We start from the raw sequence: 16,294 nt of genomic DNA on the forward strand, positions 1-16,294 counted from the left end.
CTCAGCCGACGGCGTGCAGCCAGCGCACCGGGGCGCCGTCACCCGCGTAGCGGAAGGGTTCGAGCTCCTCGTCCCAGGCACGGCCGGTGAGGCGGTCGAGTTCGGCGGCGAGGTCGGTGCCCTCGGCGGCGGCGGTGGCCATGGCGGCGCGCAGTCGGCCCTCGGGAACGAGGACCTCACCCGCGGCGCTGGTCACGGCGGTGAACACGCCGAGGCCGGGCGTGTAGCTGTAGCGCATGCCGTCGCAGCCGGGCGAGGCCTCCTCGGTCACCTCGAACCGCAGGCGCTGCCATTCGTTGAGTGCGGAGGCCATGGCGGCCGAGGTCCCCGCCCTCCCCTGCCAGTTGAGCTCGGCACGGTGATGGCCGGGGGCCGCCGGCTGCGCGACCCAGTCGAGTTTGACGGGTACTCCAACGACACCCGCGACCGCCCACTCGACATGTGGGCACAGCGCCGCGGGTGCGGAGTGGACGTACAAGACGCCACGTGCGGACACCGAACCTCCTGATACGAACGAGTGCGCTTCCCCGACGCCCTCGTACTACGAGAAGGTTGCATACCCGCCTGAATGCCTTTTGCCCCATTGTGCCCCAATGGCACCCTGAGAACCATCTCGCACGCTGGTATTTTCCAGCGTTCCCACCGCACCCGGGACACCCAGTGATTAGCGTGTGGCCCAGGCGGCGACAGGGAGTCCGATCATAGTGGGGGCGGATGTGCCAGACCAGACTCGAGAGGGCATCCAGTCTCCGGAAACCCGCGACAGAAACGCCCATCAGTACTGTTCAGGGTATGTTTCTACCACTTCTTCGCCGGTTCCGGCCACAACCGGCCCCGTTCCCGCGCCGTCTCCCGAGCCGGCCGAGGCCACCGACGCCGAACTCGTCCTGGGCGCCTGCCACGGCGGGGCCGACGCGTGGGAGGCGATCGTGGACCGCCACCTCGCGATGGTGAACGCCGTCGCGCGGTCCTACCGGCTCCCCCGGCAGGACCACGAGGACGCCGTCCAGACGGTCTGGCTCCGCCTCAACCAGCACCTGACCCGCCTCCACTCACCGCACCGGCTCGCCGCCTGGCTGCGCCGGGCCACGCACACGGCCTGTGACCGTCAGCGGCGCCACCGGCAGCGCTTCGTCCCCGTGGACCCCTCGGACATGGACGGGTACGCCCACGACCGGGACGACCCCGAGCTCCGGTACCTGCACGCGGAACGGCACGCCGCCCTCCTGCGCGCCGTCGACGCCCTCACCGACCCGGTGGACCGCCGGGTCGCACGCCTCTACCTCGACGACTCCCCCGACGCCGGACCGATCTCCCACCGGACCACCCCGAACCAGCGGCGGCATCTGATCCGCCAACTCCGCCGCTCCCTTCGAGCGAACGCGGATCCGAGCGAAAGGCGTGCGTGAACCGTGCGGAACGACCCAGACCCACGTCAGGACCGATCCGGTCGGGCCGCCGCGCTGGCCGCCTTCGACCGCTCCCTGGACGAGGCCCGGATGGCCAGAACCGTCAGTGACTCGGCCCCCTCCCCGGAGGATCCGCTCCAGCGCGACGGTCGGGAGAGCGCCCCGAGCCTCCTGGGCTTCGACCTGGACGGAGTCCACCTGGACCTTCAGGTGCGCGCGAGCGGCGGCCAACGCCTCCTGTCCGGCCTGGTCAGGGGCGACTTCGACCACGTGGACGTGCGCCTCCGGCGCCCGGACGCCACGCTTCTCCTGTTCGTCGGGATGGACGGCCGCTTCGACACCTCCGTACCTCCGGGGCCGCTGTGCCTGGTCGTCGAGTGCCCCGGCCGCCCCCTCACGGTCACGGACTGGTTCACCGTCTGAACCCGGAACGGGGGCGGCGGTCGCGGGCGGGGAGCGAGAATCGGCCACGGTCCGAACCCGCATTCGGATCGTGCACCCGAGCGACCCCATGCCCTCATGCGCCCGGGTTCGTCCTGATCCACGAACGACCGGATATCCACAGGTTGACGCGGGCCACTCCCGCCCGGCCGGACACACTGCTATCACTGGAGTGGACCGCCCCCTGGCGAAAGAAGGCTGCCGGACGTGCTCCCCCGCGCAACGCCCGCCCGCTCGACCACAAGCCCTCCCCCAGACGACGACCCCCCGTTCCTGGCCACCGGACGCGCACTGTTGGCGCAGGTCAACCAGGGTGTGAGGTTGGCCCAGGCCGGACGCTGCGACCAGACCGTGGTACTCCTCGACGACACCCGCAGGCGTCTGCGCGGCCACCCCGTCTCGGAGCTCGGCCCGGTGCTCCCCGGCGTCCTCACCGACCTCGGGCTGGCCCAGACCCTCTGCGGACGCTTCGGCGCTGCCCAGGACCATCTTCACGAGGCGCTCTCCCTGGCCGAGTCGCGCCGCCTCCCCCTGCTGGGGTTGGTGGCCCGGCACAACCTCGGCTGTCTGGACCTCTACAGGGGCCACACCGACACCGCCATCACCACCTTCCACGACCTCGCGCAGCGGATGCCCGACGACCGCCAGGGCCCGCTGCGGGTGGACCTGGCCGAGGCCCTGCTCTCGGTGGGGCTGGTGGAGGAGGCGGGGCGCACCCTGGCCGAGGCCCCCTGGCGCACCGACGAGGACGGCACCGCGCGCGTGCTGGTGGAGGCCAAGCTCCGTCTCATGGAGGGGGACCACCCCGGCGCGCTCCTCCTCACCCGGAGAATCCGCGCGGGCCTGGGCCCGGGTTCGCTCTGGAACGGCCTGGCACGCCGGTTGGAACGCGTGGCCGACGGCGCCACGCGGAGCCGCGCGCCCGCCCGCAGGGCCAGGGACCTCCTGGAACTCCGTGTTCCCGCCGTGGCACCACCCTTCGGCCCGAAGCCCTCGGGGTGTCCCGGTGACCGGTCCCCCGGCCACCGGAACGCCTGGGACGTCGCCGGAGGGCGTGGTCCGCTCACGGACGCCCGTCGAGCACTGGAGCGTCTCTCCGAGCGCAGGGGCGCCGCGCCCGGGCCCTGGCTCGGGACCGCCGTCCGCGACCCGCACGTGCTCCGGGCCGGTTTGGAGACCTCCCTGCTCGCCGGGGACCCCGCGACCGCCCTGGAGTGGGCCGAGCTGGGCCGCACCTGGGCCGAGGGACTGACGCCGACCCCCGAGTCCGCCTCCGCGCCCAGGATGGCGGACCCGACCGGCCGCTACCGCCTGGCCCTGGGACGCGGCGCCGGTCCCGAGGCCCGCCACCACGCCCGGCGCTGGGAGTCCGCGCACTGGCGGGTGCCCCGTACGGGGTCCCACGCGCCACGCGAGCACCGGCTCCCGGTCCTGGAGACGCTGTTGGAGCGCCTGGACGGCCGGGCGTTCGTCCACTACACGGTGGCCGGATCCGAGGCCGTCGCGCTGGTCGCGGTGGCCGGACGCGTGCACGCGCGCGGTCTCGGGCCCCTCGTGCGCGTCCGTCGGGCACTCGGCAGGTTCGTCCACGAGCGGACCGTGCCACGGACACGGCCGCCCCGTCGTTCCGATCCCGACCGCCCGGTGTCGGGCGCGGCGGCGCTGGTCTCCTCGACCCTCCTCGCCCCGCTGCTGCCCCTGATCGGGAACCGTTCACTGCTGGTGACGGCCGCGCCGTACGTGGGTGACCTCCCCTGGGGGCAGCTCCCGGGGCTGCGCGGGCGGCCGGTGCGCCTGGTGCCCACGGCGAGGTCCTGGGCGGAACGACCGCCTGTCCGGCCCCGCCGGGACCGGGTCCTGCTGGTGTGCGGGCCGGAGCCACGCCGGGCACGGCTGGAGGTGGCCGCCCTCGCCGGAGCGCATCCGGGCGCGCGGCTCCTGGTCCACGCGGGCCGGAGGCGGATCCTCGACGCGCTGGCCCGCTGCGACCTCGCCCATCTCGCCGGGCACGGGAACGTCGGGGACCGTACGCCCATGCTCGACCGGTTCGAGCTGCGCGACGGGCCGCTGCTCGCCTGCGACCTGACGGCGCTCCCCTCCGCTCCGGCGCTGGCGGTCCTGTCCAGCTGCTGGGGCGGGCACGGCTTCGGCGGCGCGCCGGGGCGGCCGGGCGGCTTCGTGGGTGCCCTGCTGGCCCGGGGCACGCGCACGGTGGTGGCCAGTCCGGTGCCAGTGGACGACGAGCGGACCGAAGTGGCCATGCGCTCGTTCCACCGGGAGCTCGCGCACGGCGCCGAGGTGGCCGAGGCCGTGGCGGAGCACCTCGGCCACCTCGGCTTCTGCTGTTACGGGACCTGAGTGACCGGGGCGCGGCGGACCGTGTCACCACCGCGCCCCGTCACGTTCCTACCAACCGCGCTCGCGCCACTCCGCGAGGTGCGGACGCTCAGCGCCCAGGGTGGTGTCTCCGCCGTGCCCGGGGTACACCCAGGTGTCGTCGCCCAGGGCGCCGAAGAGCCGCTCCGACACGTCACCGAACAGCGTCTGGAAGTCAGTGTCGGACCAGGTCTTGCCGACCCCGCCCGGGAAGAGGCTGTCACCGGTGAACAGGTGGGTGTGGCCGTCGGGGTCGTCGTAGCGCAGGGCGATCGACCCGGGCGTGTGGCCGCGCAGGTGGATGACCGTGAGTGCGCTGTCCCCGACCGGGACGGTGCCGCCGTGGGCGACCGGCTCGTCCACCGACACCGGCAGTTCGTCAGCGTCGTCGGGGTGGGCGACCGTGCGGGCGCCGGTCTGGCCGACGACCTCGGCCAGGGCCTGCCAGTGGTCCTGGTGGCGGTGGGTGGTGACCACTCGGGTCAGCCCGTCCTCACCGATCATCTCCAGGATTCGGTCGGGTTCGGCCGCCGCGTCGATGAGGACCGCCTCGCCCGTGCTCCGGCAGCGGAGGAGGTAGGCGTTGTTGTCCATCGGGCCCACGGCCAGCTTGGTGATCGTCAGATGCGGTAGTTGGCGCAGGTCGGCGGGGCCGCCGACCTTGGTATCTCCGGAGTAGCTCACCCGACCATTGTGGCCTGTCGTGGGAAGAGTGGAAACCCGGGTGGGGCACCCGGTGATTCGGGTGTCCCGTCTCCGGCGCCGAGCGGTGCCCGGACGGCGTCAGCGTGCCCAGCGTGGCGGGCGCTTCTCGAAGAAGGACGCCCGGCCCTCCGCCGCGTCCTCACCGGCGAAGAACTCGGCGGAGAGCTCTCCCATGCGGGTGAACACCTCGGTGCGCCGGTCCGGGGCCGCCTGGGCTCCGCCGCCGAGCTCCCCCAGGAGTTCCTTGGTGCGGGACAGCGCGGTCGGGGCCGAGCCGCGCAGCCCTTGGAGGACGGCGTCCAACGCCTGGTCCATGTCGCGGTCGGGGACGGCCTGGGTGATGAGCCCCGCCCGGGCCGCGTCGGAGGCGTCGAAGAGCTCCCCGGTGAGGAAGTAGCGGCTGAGCTGGCGCGAGTGCATGCGCGCCGAGACCGGGACGGAGATGATCGCCGGAACCACTCCGATCCGCACCTCGGTGAAGGCGAAGGTGGCGCTCTTGGGGGCGAGCGCGATGTCGGCGGCGGCCACCAGGCCGATCCCGCCCGCGCGGGCCGCACCGTTGAGGGCGGCGACCACCGGTTTGGGGCCGCCCATGATCTGCTCGAAGATCTCGGGGAGCTCCGGCGCGGGTGCGACCGGGGCCCCCTGGAGGGCCGCACCGACCTCCTTGAGGTCCGCGCCCGCGCAGAACACCGGGCCGCTCCCGGTGAGGACCACGCCCCGGACCTCGTCGTCGGCCATGGCGGCGGAGAGCGCCGCCGAGAGCTGGGAGCGCAGCCGGGCGGACAGCGCGTTGCGGTTGCGCGGGGAGTCCAGAGTGATGGTGGCGATGGCCCGGTCGACGTTCGAGCGTACGAGGGGGGCGTCGCCCGAGGGGTTCGGGGGTGTCGGGTGCTGCGTCATCGCTGGCTGACCTCTCTCCGTTGGACGCGCGCGGAGGCCACGGCGTCACTGGCGGCGGTACGGCGGCGGTCCCGGCCATGCCGACCGACGACGAGTCTGCCGGGTCCGTGTTACGGGCGAGCGCGCTCGTGTTACGTGCACCACACGCTAGCGTTCACGCCCGCCCCGGCTCCCACCGCCCCACGGAACGGGGCCGGGGCGGCCTCCGTGGAGATCGCCCCGGCCCCGCCGGGTGTGCTTGGCTCGCGTCCGCCGTGTCAGCGACGCGTGGTCGCGGCGGACAGCGCGTCCGCGAAGTGCAGCATGGTGGTGACCGCCTCCGCGCCGTCTGCCGCCTCGCTGACCCTCAGAGTGAGCGGCTCGGCGGTGAGGGCGCCCGTGTATCCGTGGTCGAGCTCGCAGCTCTCGTCCGCGCACGAGGCCGGTTCGAGGTCGATGTGCGCGACCGCGCCCCAGTTCACCGAGAGGTTCACGCTGAGCACCAGCTCACTGGGCAGGCTGCCCGGCGTGTACTGGGCGGGGTTGGGAACGACCCGGGTCAGCGCCACCGACTGGATGTTGCCCAGCTGGATGCTGTCGGTCGTGGTGGAGGCGTGCGAGGTCCCACCGGGTTCGGTGGGCGGGTGCTCGTCGGTGTGACAGACGACGAGACGGGTGGCGGTCAGCAGCATGACGGTGATGTGCCGACGCATCTCCATGGCCGGGTCGAAGGTCGCCTCATGGTGCACGATGAACGCCTCGGCGTCCTCCTCGCCCAGGGTGGTCGCGACGGCGTCGATCACCAGAGCCGGGTAGTAACCGCTCCGCTCGATCTCCAGGCGCCAATCCGTGGACACGGCACGTGTTTTCCTCATACCTCTATCCTGCCCCCTTCCGGCGACACTTCGCGACCGTCCGCCGAAACGGGAGACCCATTCCCTGATCAGAACGTCACCCCGCGCAGACGGCGCGGTCCCACGTCGGGACGGACCTCGGGGGCCTCGCGCAGCCACATCCGGGCGCCCAGGACGTGCGCTCCGGTGGCGTTGACCAGAACCGGGTCCAGGTCCACGTAGCCGATCTCCGGGAAGGCCTCCACCAGTCGGGACACCCGGATGAGCAGTTCCTCCAGGGCCTCCACGTTGGGCTGCTCGGCCAACGAGGTGGCGCCCGCGGGCAGTCCGAACAGCAGCGGGGCGGCCCGAACCGCGTGGATGAGGTCGGCCGCGTCCATGTCGGTCAGCGGCGCCAGCCGGAAGGAGCGGTCGTCGAGCAGCTCGGCGGTGACGTCCGCCAGCCCGAAGGAGACCACCGAGCCGAAGGACTGGTTGTCGCCCGCGCGCACCACCGTGGGAACGCCGGGCGCGGCCATCCGCTGGACCACCAGCTCCGCCTCGCCACCGAAGCGGTCCTCCAGGGACAGGTAGGCGCTCCGAACGTCCTCGGGCGTGCGCAGGTCGGCGCGGACGAACGTGCCTCCCGCGCGCACCCGCAGGTCGGGGGCGTCGGCCTTGACCACGGCGGGGTAGCCGAGCTCACCGGCGGCGACCACGGCCTCCTCGGCGGAGGTGACCCTGATGTCCGGGTAGGCGGCGATACCGTAGCAGGCCAGGAGGTCGCGGGCGTCCTCGGAGGAGATCGCCGTCTCCTCGTCGTAGCGTCGCTCGCCGCCGAACCAGGCGACGTCGTCGTCGGTCGGCGCGGCCTTCTTGAGCGCGCGGCCGATGGTGGCACGGGCCCGGGCGCGGTCGATGTCGGGCAGTTCGGGGTGGCGTCCGGGCTTGCGGTTGCGCCACTGGGCGTACCGGGTGGCGTGGGCGACGGCCCGGACGGCGTCCTCGGGAGAGGGGTAGGAGGGCACCGAGCCGTGCAGGGTCTGCCCCTGGTCACCGACGTGCCTGAGCTCCTCGGGGAGGCCCTGGCGCGCGAGATAGGTGGTGACGATGGGCTTGTCCGAGTCCAGGGAGCGGGCACGCAGGACACGGGCGACGTCGTCACCGATGGGGTGCAGGGCCGGGACGAAGACCACCACGATCGAGTGGACGTCCTCGGCGGCCTGCGCGGCCCGGATCGCGGTGTCGAAGTCGTCGGCGGTGGCCTGCGGACCCAGGTTGACCGGGTCGTGCGGCTTGAGCCCCTGACGGACCGCCGCGTCCTTGACCAGCAGCTCCAGGGAGTCGGAGTTGCCGATGATGCCCACCCGCGGCCCCTCGGGCAGCGGCTGGTAGGCGAACACCTGGGCGGCGTCGAACATCTGCGTGATGTCGTCCACGCGCACCACGCCCGCCTGCTGGAACAGGGACGTGACGGCGTAGTCGGGCAGGGCCAGGCCACCGGCGGCGTGCCCGGTGGGGGTGGTCCGCGCGGATCCGCCGCTGCGCACGGCGACGACCGGCTTCTGCTTGGCCAGGCGCCGGGCGAGGCGGGTGAACTTGCGCGGGTTGCCCAGGGACTCCAGGTACTGGAGGACCACCTTGGTGGCGGGGTCCTCCTGCCAGTACTGCATGAGGTCGTTGCCGGACACGTCCGCGCGGTTGCCCGCCGAGACGAAGGTGGACAGGCCCATGCCGCGTTCGGCCACCCGCTGGAGGATGGCCCGGCCCAGGGCTCCGGACTGGGAGAAGAAGCCGATGGGGCCCTGCGGGGGCAGGTCCGGGGAGAGGGTGGCGTTGAGCGAGACCGTGGGATCGCTGTTGGCGATGCCCAGGCAGTTCGGCCCGACCACGCGCATACCGGCGGCGCGGGCGGTGCGCACCAGTTCGTCCTGGCGGGCGCGCCCCTCGGGGCCGACCTCACCGAACCCGGAGCTGACCACGATCAGCCCGTGCACGCCCTTCTCCGCGCACTGTTCGACCACGTCGACGACGGTGTCGGCGCGCACGGCCACCACGGCGAGGTCGATCTGGTCGGGGATGTCGAGGACGGAGGGGTAGGCGCGGACGCCGACGACGGCCTTGGCCTCGGGGTGGACCGGGTAGACGGGGCCCTGGAACTCGCCGCCGAGCAGGTTGCGCAGCGCGGTCTGGCCGATGGTGTGCGCCGTGCGGCTGGCCCCGATGACGGCGACGGACTCGGGGAAGAGCAGGCGGGCGATGGAGCGCGACTCGGCGCGCTGTTCGCGGGCCCGCATGACCTCGGTGGAGTCGTCCGTGGGCTGGAGGTCGAGGGTGAGGCGGATGACGCCCTCGTCGAAGGTCTGCTGCGCGGTGTACCCGGCCTCGCGGAAGACGTTGATCATGCGCCGGTTCTCGGGCAGGACGTCCGCGATGAAACGGCGCACCCCGCGTTCGCGGGCGGCGGCTCCGATGTGCTCCAGGAGCACCGAGGCCAGGCCACGCCCCTGGTGCCCGTCCTCCACGACGAAGGCCACCTCGGCCTCCTCGGGGGCGACCTTGTCATACCGCACCACGGAGACCATGGAGTCGGAGATGGTGGCGACCAGGGCCACGCGGTCCTCGTAGTCGACCGTCGTGAAGCGTTTCACGTCCCGGTCGGAGAGCTTGGGGTAGGGCGCGAAGAACCGGTAGTAGATCGTCTCCGGTGAGAGCCGGGAGTGGAACTCGCGCAGCAGGTCGGCGTCGTCAGGGGTGATGGGGCGCAGGTGCGCGGTGCCTCCGTCGGTCAGGACGACGTCGGCTTCCCAGTGGTTCGGGTAGGACTGCACGACAGCGAGACTAGACGACAATCGGTCGAATTCGGGGAAAGTCCATGCGGGATGACCGAAATCGACCCCTCAGGCGGGCCTCGCGAACGGGGGGTCGAGACCCTCGGACACGCGCGGCGACCGGTGCGTGGGCGTACAGAGAGGGCCCCGAGGTTCCGGTTCCACGACACGAGCGGGACCCACGCCCTCGGAGTGTGCCCGACCGGTTCCGGTGACGGTCGGGCGTCCGAGATCACGCCGAGTGCGGATAGTCTTCCTGGGTGGGTCGAAACCCCCTCGTACGCCGGGCCTCACGATCCGCGGCGGCCCCCGCGCGACCGCGTGTCCCGGGCGCTGTCAGTTCGTTACCCGACACTGATCGTTAAGCTGTTAACGTCGTGCGGGCACAGATTCTCAAACCCTCGGTGGTGGCTGGCGAAATGACTCGAGTGGTCGTGATCGGTGATCTGATGACCGATGCCGTCGCGCGCGCGTTCCACCCGTTGGCCCGCGGCAGCGACACCCCGGCGTCGGTGATCATGTACGGCGGCGGTTCCGGGGCGAACATCGCCTCGTGGCTCGCGGTCGAGGGCACCGAGACCACGTTCGTCGGTCGTCGCGGCTCCGACATCACCGGGCGCACCCGCGAGATGGAGCTCATGGGCTACGGCCTGGACTCCCGCATGGTGATGGACCCCGAGCGCTCCACCGGCACCTGCGTGGTCATGATCACCCACCGGGGCGACCGGACGATGCTGAGCGACCCCGGCGCCAACGCCCGTCTCCAGCCCGAGGACCTGCCCCGCGACGTGTTCGGCCCCGACGGCCACCTGCACGTGTCCGGGTACACGCTGATCAACTCCGACTCCCGCCGCGCGGCCCGGGTGGCCCTGCGCATGGCGCGGGAGAGCGGCATGTCCATCTCCGTGGACGGCGGCTCGCACGCGCCGCTGGAGCGCGCGGGGGCGGAGAACTTCCTCGACTGGACGCAGGGCGCGCGGCTGTTGTTCGTCAACGTCGACCAGGCCCGGGTGCTCACCGGTCGGGACGACGCCGAGGCCGCCGCGAAGGTGCTCACCGCCTGGTTCCCCAACGTCGTGATCAAGCTCGGCGAGGAGGGTGGCCTGTGGGCCTCCAAGACCCGCGAGGACTGCGTGCGGGCCCCCGCCGAGCCGGTGGACCCCTCCCCCGGTTCGGTCGGCGCCGGTGACGCGTTCATCGCCGGGTTCCTCCCCGCGTGGCTGACCGGCCGGCACCCCAAGGAGGCACTGGGCCGGGCCAGCAGGCTGGCCGCCCGTGCCCTGCACCAGCCGGGTGCCCGCCCGGACCTGGGTGAGGGCCAGCCGGTGCGCCGGGGCGCGCCCCGGGGCCAGCGCCTGCGCTAGACCCGTCAGGTTCCTCCGACGAGACCCCGCACCCCAGGGTGGCGGGGTCTCGTCATGTCCGCCCGGCGACCCCGCCCGGCACGGTGCGTTGCCGGATTGACCCGCGCACCGCGAGGAGGCCCCGCCCAGCGGTTCCCGGCCGGGGACCGCTGGGCGGGGCAGGCGCACCGTCAGGGCCGTCCCGACCCGCGTGGTCACCCTCCCGTGGTGGACAGGGTCAGCGGCAGCACCTCCGGGGCTCCCGCCTTGCGGAGCAGGGCCGCGCCGACGGTCAGGCTCCACCCCGTGTCGGTCTGGTCGTCCACCAGCAGGATCGGGCCCGGGGTGTCTCTCTGGAGCTCGGCCACGCGGTCGGCCAGCGCGGGATCCACCACCAGCGCGTTGTACACCTGCTCCAGTCGCATCGCGCTGTTGTGGCGGCGCGGGCCAGGGCCCGCCGGGGTCCGGTAGGACAGGGAGCCGAGCGGCGCGAGTCGGCCGAGTTCGGAGATACGGGCGGCCAGGTCCCCCACGAGGGTCGGGCGGGAGAGCGAGGGCATCGCGACCACCCCGACCGGTCGGTTCTCCCATCCCCACGCGGCGAGCACACGCACCACACCCTGGAGGAGTCGCTCGTCCACGGGGGTGTCCGGGGCGTCCTCGGCGAAGACGCGGCGCAGCTCGGTACCCCAGCCGATGTCGGTGAGCCGGCCCAGGGCACGCCCCTCGCCCGCCCGCAGGTTCTCGGGGATCTTGCCGGACAGGCTCACACCGAGCGTGTTCATGCCGGACGGCCACTGGCGGCGCGGCGCGAGCGGCGTGCCGGGCCGGTCCAGGTGGTCGGCGGCCGCCTGGCGGCGGCCGGTGTCGACGTCGGTGGGCCAGTACTGCCCGGTGCACACGTCGCAGCGGCCACAGGGTTCGGCGGCGGGGTCGTCGAGCTGTCGGCGGAGGAACTCCATCCGGCAGGTGTCGGTGGAGACGTAGTCGAGCATGGCGCGCTGCTCGCGTTCGCGGGCCGCGCTGACGGCGGCGTAGCGCTCCGCGTCGTAGGTCCAGGGTTCACCCGTGGCGGTCCAGCCGCCGCGCACCCGGCGCACCGCGCCGTCCACGTCCAGCACCTTGAGCATCTGCTCCAGGCGGGTGCGGCGCAGGTCCACCCTGGTCTCCAGGCTGGCGGTGGACAGGGGCCTGTCGGACTCCGCCAGAGCCTGGAGGGCCTGGCGCACGGTCTCCTCCGGGGGAAAGGACAGACCGGCGAAGTACTCCCAGATCCGGACGTCCTCGCGGCCGGGCAGGAGCACCACCTCGGCCCGTTCCACGCCACGTCCCGCACGGCCGACCTGCTGGTAGTAGGAGATCGGTGACTGCGGGGCTCCGAGGTGCACGACGAAACCCAGGTCGGGCTTGTCGAAGCCCATCCCCAGCGCGCTGGTGGCCACGAGCGCCTTCACCCGGTTGCCGAGGAGGGCGTCCTCGGCGAGCCCGCGCTCGTCGGGATCGGTCTGCCCGGTGTACGGCAGCACCTCCAGGCCCTGCTCGGTGAGGAAGCGGGCGGTCTCGGCGGCGGCGCTGACGGTGAGCGTGTAGACGATGCCCGATCCGGGGATCTTGGGCAGGTGCTCGGCCAGCCAGCTGAGCCGCGCGGTCGGGTCGGGGAGCTCGGCCACGCCCAGGCTCAGGCTCTCGCGTTCCAGGCTGCCCCGCAGGACCAGCGTGTCGGCCCGGTCGGCACCGGCCTGGAGCTGTTCGGCCACGTCATGGGTGACGCGTTCGTTGGCGGTGGCCGTGGTGGCCAGGACCGGCACCCCGTCGGGCAGGTCGTGCAGGAGGGAGCGGATGCGCCGGTAGTCGGGCCGGAAGTCGTGGCCCCAGTCGGAGACGCAGTGCGCCTCGTCGATGACGACCAGGCCCGCCCCGGCGGCGAGTTCGGGCAGGACGCGGTCCCGGAACTCCGGGTTGTTGAGCCGCTCGGGGCTGACCAGCAGGACGTCCACCAGCCCCTGGGAGACCTCGGCGTACGTGGACTCCCAGGCGGTGGTGTTGGAGCTGTTGATGGTGCGGGCGCGGATGCCCGCGCGCTCGGCCGCGGCGATCTGGTTGCGCATCAGCGCGAGCAGCGGGGAGACGATGACCGTGGGCCCCGCCCCCTCGGCCCGGCGCAGGGCGGTGGCCACGAAGTACACCGCGGACTTGCCCCAACCGGTGCGCTGCACGACCAGCGCCCGGCGGTGCTCGGCGACCAGGGCGTGGATGGCGGTCCACTGGTCCTCGCGCAGGCGGGCGGACTCGCCCGCGAGGGCGCGCAGGTGCCCCTCCGCGCGCTCGCGCAGGGCGCCTTCGGCGGCGGAGAGGGCTGGCTCGGTGGTCGTCGGCGCGTCGGGGACGGGGACGTCAGGCTGGGTGGGAGTGGCCATGACTCCTTGGTACCAGAGGCGGTGGGGGTGGAGGGGGTCGTCCACAGGCACGACGGTTCCGGGGCGCCCTCGCGGACGGGTCGGCGCGTCGGTGCCGTGGGCAAGCTCTCAGGCGGGCCCGCCCCGGGTGCCCCGTGACGCGGCCCGCAGCGGCTCCTCCGGCGGCTCCGGCGCGCGCCCGCTCCTCCGGCGGCGTCCGGCTCCCGAACTACCGGACTACCGGATGGAGACCGGCCCCTGGTGGTGTCCGGTCGATGACCGGCGGCGCCCCGGGCCCGCTCACCGACGGTGTCCCATCCCGGGCGGTGATCGGCCCCAGGCACCCGAGCAGGGTCCACTTCCCCGGTGAGGGGGTGGTTCCTGTTCGGTGTCCGTCCCAGGCAGCCAAGCGGGACCCGGATCTCGATGGGGGCGTGGTTCCCGGTGGTGTCCGGTTCCGTGGACGGGGGCCAGCGGTAACAGAATGGAAACTTTCCAGTTATGTGGCATTGCGCTCACCGAGTGTCACCTGAACACTCGACGCCAGGGCTCCAGCCCCCCAATGGGAGCGCTCCCGAACCGGTCGCCCCTTGAGAGAAGCACGAAAGGCAGACGATGGCGCAACCACGAGGCCGCCCCACCAGCGGCTTCCTCCCCCGCTTCCCCCGACACGCACAACCGCGGACGCGGACCTCCCTCGGTCTGCTCGCCGCCGCCTCCGCCCTCGTGGTCGGCGGCACGGCCCTCGCGGTCACCGGCCCCACCTCCGTCACCCCGGTCTCCGCCGAGGGCGCGGCCGAGGTCCCGGTCGGCTCCGGCAGCTACACCAGCACCCGCCCCGAGGGCGCCTCCGGCCCCTCCGACCTCAACGGCGCCCCCGTCTCGCCCAAGGTCACCGACGAGCACACGGGCCCGGCCCCCACCAACGAGTGGTGGTCCTCGCTGATCTTCCAGCGCTACCCCGACAACCCCCACGGCGAGAACCTCTTCGCGCACCCCCTGAGCTACAAGCCCCACGAGGGCGGCCTCGACATGGGCTACCCCGACTCCCACCAGATGGTCGGCGACGACCTCAAGTACGAGTACACGGCTGTCTCCGACCTCACCCTGGGGGCCGCCGGGCTCGACTCCCCCGACACCCGGACCGCCGACAGCGGCGACTGGACGGTCACCGCCCAGTGGGAGGGCGGCGGGGCCCAGCTGCGCGTCACCATCGGCCAGGGACTCCCCTTCGCCTACGCCGAGACCGAGGGCGCCGGGGCCGAGGTGACCTTCTCCGGCACCCCCGAGATCTGGCACGAGGACGGCTCCACCGTCGGCGCCACCGTCAACGGCAGGCACTACGCCCTGTTCGCGCCCTCCGACTCGCCCTGGTCCGTCTCCGGTGACACCCTCACCGCGGACACCGGCGACGACGGGTACTACTCGGTGGCCGTCCTGCCCTCACCCGAGGACCTGGACACCTTCGCCCCCTACGCCCACTCCTTCGTCACCGGCTCGGTCGTGGAGTACGACTACGACGAGGCGGCGTCCTCCCTCACCAGCACCTACCGGCTGGAGACCGAGGCCAGGGAGGGCGAGGAGACCGGAACCCTCACCGCCCTCTACCCGCACCAGTGGGCCAACGTCACGGGCGACCTCACCGACCTCGCCTACGCCTCCCCGCGCGGCGAGATGAAGGTCTCCGAGGGCGCCTCCTTCACCACCGAACTCACCACGCAGGGCATCATGCCCAGCCTGCCCACCGTCGACGCCGCCGACCACGACCGGCTGGCCGCACTGATCGACGACGTCCTCGCGGAGGAGGAGCTCTTCCCCGAGCCCGGCGACACCTACTGGGACGGCAAGGCCATGGGCCGCCTCGCGCAGCTCATCCCCATCGCGGACTCCATCGGCCACACCGAGGCCCGGGACGAACTCCTCGCCCTGGTCCAGGAGCGCCTGGAGGACTGGCTCACCGCCGGAGGCACCCGCCAGTTCCACTACGACGAGGAGTGGGGCACGATGCTCGGCTACCCCGACAGCTTCGGGGCCGCCACCGAACTCAACGACCACGACTTCCACTACGGCTACTTCGTCTCGGCCGCCGCCGTTGTCGCCCGCTACGATCGCGACTGGGCCGACGAGGACGCCTGGGGAGGCATGATCCGCCTGCTCATCCAGGACGTGGCCGGCACCGACGGGGACATGTTCCCCCGGCTGCGCTCCTTCTCCCCCTACGCCGGACACGGCTGGGCCTCCGGCCACGCCGGGTTCGCCGCCGGCAACAACCAGGAGTCCTCCTCCGAGGGCATGCACTTCGCCGCCGCCACCGCCCACTTCGGCGCGCTGACCGGCGACGAGGAGCTGCGCGACCTCGGCGTCTACCTCCACACCACCCAGGCCTCCACCATCGCCCGCTACTGGCAGAACGCGGGCGGGGACACCTTCCCCGAGGACTACCCCGAGGACGTCGTGGGCATGGTCTGGGGCGACGGCGGCGACTACCGCATCTGGTGGGACGGCGGCCACGAGGAGCACTACGGCATCAACTACCTGCCCATCACCGCGGGTTCCCTGTACCTCGGGCACGACCCCGAGCACGCCGGGGTGATCTACGAGTCACTCGTGGACAAGCTCGGCGGTGAGCCGGACATCTGGCGGGACATCCACTGGGCCCACCGCGCGCTCTCCGACGGTGACGACGCCCTCAGGATGTTCGAGGAGCAGTGGCAGACCTACGAACCCGAGGCGGGCGGCTCCAAGCCGCACACCTACCAGTGGGTCTCCACCCTCGCGGAGTTCGGCACCGTGGACGTGTCCGTGACCGCCGACACCGCCCACTACGCGGTGTTCGACAAGGGCGGGACCAGCACGTACACCGCCTTCAACCCGGGCACGGGCCCGCTCACCGTCACCTTCTCCGACGGCACCTCCCTGGAGGTCCCGGCCGGGGAGACCGCCGTGACCACCGGCTGACCGCCGCTCCTCCGCGCGCCCTCCCGTGACCGGGCGCGCGGAGGAGGGCACGCGCGCGACACGCGAGTCGTGTTCTCCGTCCCCGGGCCCTCCCGGGGACGGAAAACCGGGTCGAAGACG

Annotated in this window: 11 protein-coding genes; 5 read left to right on the forward strand and 6 right to left on the reverse strand. The window is 72.8% G+C overall.

The window, feature by feature from the left end; translation table 11 throughout:
* Nucleotide 1: 1 nt before the first annotated feature.
* On the reverse strand, nt 2–496 hold the full coding sequence (locus ACFW3L_RS01095) for a DUF3145 domain-containing protein (protein WP_378734970.1): 495 nt from the start codon (nt 494–496) through the stop codon (nt 2–4).
* Between the two features lie 433 nt (nt 497–929).
* Between ACFW3L_RS01095 and ACFW3L_RS01100 the strand changes: the two genes are divergently transcribed.
* The 3 genes from ACFW3L_RS01100 to ACFW3L_RS01110 all read left to right on the forward strand — a co-directional run bounded on the left by ACFW3L_RS01100 (nt 930) and on the right by ACFW3L_RS01110 (nt 4,208).
* The gene (locus ACFW3L_RS01100) at nt 930–1,409 is read left to right on the forward strand and encodes an RNA polymerase sigma factor (protein ID WP_378734972.1); all 480 of its coding nucleotides are present in this window, start codon (nt 930–932) and stop codon (nt 1,407–1,409) included.
* 3 nt (nt 1,410–1,412) lie between these two features.
* Complete coding sequence (locus tag ACFW3L_RS01105; protein ID WP_352387743.1) at nt 1,413–1,832, forward strand: hypothetical protein; 420 nt, start codon at nt 1,413–1,415, stop codon at nt 1,830–1,832.
* A 333-nt stretch (nt 1,833–2,165) separates the two neighbouring features.
* Nucleotides 2,166–4,208 carry a CHAT domain-containing protein gene (locus ACFW3L_RS01110; RefSeq protein ID WP_378735363.1) on the forward strand — a complete coding sequence of 681 codons (2,043 nt, stop codon included), beginning with the start codon at nt 2,166–2,168 and terminating at the stop codon, nt 4,206–4,208.
* A 48-nt stretch (nt 4,209–4,256) separates the two neighbouring features.
* Here the strand turns inward: ACFW3L_RS01110 and ACFW3L_RS01115 are convergent, their stop codons facing one another.
* From ACFW3L_RS01115 to ACFW3L_RS01130, 4 genes are all read right to left on the reverse strand, one after another.
* Nucleotides 4,257–4,910 carry an MBL fold metallo-hydrolase gene (locus tag ACFW3L_RS01115; RefSeq protein WP_378734975.1) on the reverse strand — a complete coding sequence of 218 codons (654 nt, stop codon included), beginning with the start codon at nt 4,908–4,910 and terminating at the stop codon, nt 4,257–4,259.
* Nucleotides 4,911–5,009: 99 nt separating this feature from the next.
* Nucleotides 5,010–5,834, reverse strand: coding sequence for an enoyl-CoA hydratase-related protein (locus ACFW3L_RS01120; protein ID WP_378734977.1), 825 nt, complete (start codon nt 5,832–5,834; stop codon nt 5,010–5,012).
* Between the two features lie 257 nt (nt 5,835–6,091).
* Nucleotides 6,092–6,670, reverse strand: a complete 579-nt coding sequence (locus ACFW3L_RS01125) for a DUF5998 family protein (protein ID WP_378735365.1) — start codon at nt 6,668–6,670, stop codon at nt 6,092–6,094.
* A gap of 86 nt (nt 6,671–6,756) precedes the next feature.
* A complete protein-coding gene (locus ACFW3L_RS01130) occupies nt 6,757–9,477 on the reverse strand; it encodes a GNAT family N-acetyltransferase (RefSeq protein WP_378734979.1) in 2,721 nt (906 codons plus the stop codon).
* A gap of 428 nt (nt 9,478–9,905) precedes the next feature.
* On the opposite strand from ACFW3L_RS01130, the gene ACFW3L_RS01135 reads away from it, so the two are divergent.
* Nucleotides 9,906–10,841 carry a carbohydrate kinase family protein gene (locus ACFW3L_RS01135; RefSeq protein WP_378735367.1) on the forward strand — a complete coding sequence of 312 codons (936 nt, stop codon included), beginning with the start codon at nt 9,906–9,908 and terminating at the stop codon, nt 10,839–10,841.
* 194 nt (nt 10,842–11,035) lie between these two features.
* On the opposite strand, the gene ACFW3L_RS01140 is transcribed toward ACFW3L_RS01135, so the two are convergent.
* The gene (locus tag ACFW3L_RS01140) at nt 11,036–13,237 is read right to left on the reverse strand and encodes a RecQ family ATP-dependent DNA helicase (RefSeq protein ID WP_378734981.1); all 2,202 of its coding nucleotides are present in this window, start codon (nt 13,235–13,237) and stop codon (nt 11,036–11,038) included.
* Nucleotides 13,238–13,831: 594 nt separating this feature from the next.
* Between ACFW3L_RS01140 and ACFW3L_RS01145 the strand changes: the two genes are divergently transcribed.
* Nucleotides 13,832–16,174, forward strand: a complete 2,343-nt coding sequence (locus ACFW3L_RS01145) for a glycosyl hydrolase (RefSeq protein WP_378734983.1) — start codon at nt 13,832–13,834, stop codon at nt 16,172–16,174.
* Nucleotides 16,175–16,294: the final 120 nt, after the last annotated feature.

This window comes from Nocardiopsis sp. NPDC058789, assembly GCF_042745575.1.
Lineage (GTDB): Bacteria > Actinomycetota > Actinomycetes > Streptosporangiales > Streptosporangiaceae > Nocardiopsis > Nocardiopsis eucommiae.